The sequence below is a fragment of the Actinomycetota bacterium genome, assembly GCA_030776725.1.
GTDB lineage: Bacteria > Actinomycetota > Nitriliruptoria > Nitriliruptorales > JAHWKO01 > JAHWKW01.
Genome location: JALYHG010000055.1, coordinates 1 through 2,322, shown reverse-complemented (window position 1 = coordinate 2,322; position 2,322 = coordinate 1). Strand labels below are relative to the sequence as shown.

Genomic DNA, 2,322 nt, shown 5'->3' with positions numbered 1-2,322 from the left:
TTGGTTCTCGGGTGGTCGCCGGACCTTCCCGATGCCCCGGCGGATGCTTGTCCGGATCCGCCGTGTTTCGGTTTGGATCTGGGCGGCGCGTCGCCGTTGTCGGTCTTGCCCTTAATCGCGCATGTCGTGCTGTTGGGGGTCGCTCTGCTGCTCGGCGGGCTGTCGCTGCTGTTTGCTTTGGCCACTGCCGTGCGAGGTCGCGGGCGCACGATGCTGTTCGCAGCCGTGATCGCGGCTGCCGGGCCGGTGCTGGTGTTCGTCGGCGGCAATATCGTCCCTCACGTACTGAACCCATGCGCGCTTCCGGACCTTGCCGGGGCCGAGCCTCCCGGCTTCTGCGCCCGATCGTCGGAGGGGGCAGACGTCCCTGACGCTTGGCATGGTCTCTACCACGCTGCGGTGGGCTACCTGCCGCTTTCGCTCGTGTTTGCTTGGGGCTGGAAGCGGTGGACGTCACAGACAGGCTGATCGTGTTCCGGCGCCTTGCTGGCGGATGTCGCCGGGTTGAGCGACAGTGTCGGCTTCGTTGGGACGGAGCGAAGCGCGATGTCGGGCCGGGCTCGTGCTGGTGGTCATCGCGCTGGCAGCCTGGACGTTCAGCATCGTCGCGCCTGTCGGCGACGGTGAGTTCTCCCCCGCCATCCTGGTCAGCACGCTCGGTCTCGTCGCCGGTCTGATCGTCGTGGGTGTGCCCGTGCGCCGTAACGCGAGCGTCGGTGTCGGCCTGGCGTCCTCGCTACCCTCGAACGCGGTAGTACGCGCGGGACGCCACCACCGTCAACACGACCGAAGCGGCGAACTACCGCAGCCGGTTATGCGCCTCCGGCACGAGAGGGTCCGCGCGCAGAACCGTGGTTGCGAGTGTGTTCGTGCCGGTGTCTGAGAGGATGCCGGCGGGGGCTGCCCGGGCCGGCGTGACTCAAGCCGTGGTCGACCTGAGTGTCTTTCCATAGAACCGTCCGCCGGTTCTCGGGCCGCCCTGCGGGCATGGCGAAGTCGAGGCTCCGTGTCTTGATAGAAGCCCGACTGCGAGTCTCGTCGCAGTCCTGACCGTGGCCCCGACTTCGCCGTGTTGCCCCCACAGCGAGTGAGAGGCGAACACGTGAACACGATGCCACACGATGAGGTCCTGGTCACCCTGGGCGTGGACACCCATGCCGATGTCCATGTGGTGGTCGCGCTGGACCAGCTGGGACGTTTGTTGGACGCATTTGAGATCCCCACGTGCCGGTCCGGCTACCGCCAGATGTTGGCGTGGGCCGGGGAGTTCGGGATCGTCGACCAGGTCGGGATCGAGGGCACCGGCAGCTACGGCGCCGGGCTGACCCGCTTCCTGCGTGCCGAAGGGGTCGCCGTGGTCGAGGTCAATCGACCCGACCGTCGGGTGCGACGTCACAAGGGAAAGTCCGATCTGGTGGACGCCGAAGCGGCGGCGCGAGCGGTGCTGTCGGGCCGTGCGAAGGTCGAGCCCAAGACCTACGACGGCAACGTGGAGATGATCCGGGTATTGCGTATCGCGCGTCGTTCGGTCCAGAAGACCGTGAACCAGACCGGCAACCAGCTGCTGGCGATGATCGGTTCAGCCCCCGAGGAGCTGCGTGAACAGTTCGCGGGACTGACCACCCTGAAGAAGGCCCGCAAGGCCGCCAAGCTGCGTCCCGGCGACGAGCCGGACACCGTCGTGGCCGCGACCAAGCTCGCGTTGAAGAAGCTGGCCCGACGCATGCTGGCCGCACGGGACGAGGTCGCCGAGCTGGATCCGCACATCGCTCGGCTGGTCAAGGCCACCGCTCCCGCGTTGCTTGAACGACGGGGTATCGGACCCCAGACCGCGGCGGTGCTGCTGGTCACCGCCGGGGACAACCCGGATCGGCTCACGTCCGAAGGAGCCTTCGCGCACCTGACTGGCACCGCACCGCTACCCGCCTCGTCGGGGAAGGTGGTCCGCCATCGACTGAATCGAGGCGGTGACCGGCAGGCCAACTGGGCCTTGCACATGATCGCAGTCGCCCGCTGCTCTCACGACGACCGCACCCGCGCCTACGTCCGCAAGCGATCCCCCGACGGCAAGGCGACCCTCGACATCTTGAGACGGCTCAAGCGCTACATCGCCCGCGAGGTCTACAAGGTCCTTCGCGACACCCTCGAGCATCCAGACGCCTTGCCGGCAGCCGCTTGACAGACATAGAAGCTTCTGCCTAGAGGAGGTCGGTCAGTTCGCGGTGGAGGATCGGTGAGGAGTACACGACCGAGGTGGCTATGGATCCGAACCGAGCGAGGTCGGCAGTGATCTCCTCGAGGTGGCCCATCGATCGTGCTGCG

The 2,322-nt window shown here is 67.1% G+C and carries 3 protein-coding genes; 2 read left to right on the top strand and 1 reads right to left on the bottom strand.

From position 1 onward, the window contains the following. Both M3N57_02555 and M3N57_02550 read left to right on the top strand, forming a co-directional pair. Positions 1–468: hypothetical protein (locus M3N57_02555; GenBank protein MDP9021580.1), on the top strand; the 468-nt coding region annotated here is incomplete at its 5' end. A 643-nt stretch (positions 469–1,111) separates the two neighbouring features. Then, positions 1,112–2,179, top strand: a complete 1,068-nt coding sequence (locus M3N57_02550) for an IS110 family transposase (GenBank protein ID MDP9021579.1) — start codon at positions 1,112–1,114, stop codon at positions 2,177–2,179. Between the two features lie 19 nt (positions 2,180–2,198). Here the strand turns inward: M3N57_02550 and M3N57_02545 are convergent. Then, the coding region (locus tag M3N57_02545) for an Lrp/AsnC family transcriptional regulator (GenBank protein MDP9021578.1) at positions 2,199–2,322 on the bottom strand (124 nt) is incomplete at its 5' end.

What these genes read in the sequence shown, in the direction of transcription:
- M3N57_02550 (MDP9021579.1), top strand. Translation starts at nt 1,112, where the DNA reads ATGCCACACGATGAGGTCCTGGTCACCCTGGGCGTGGACACCCATGCC.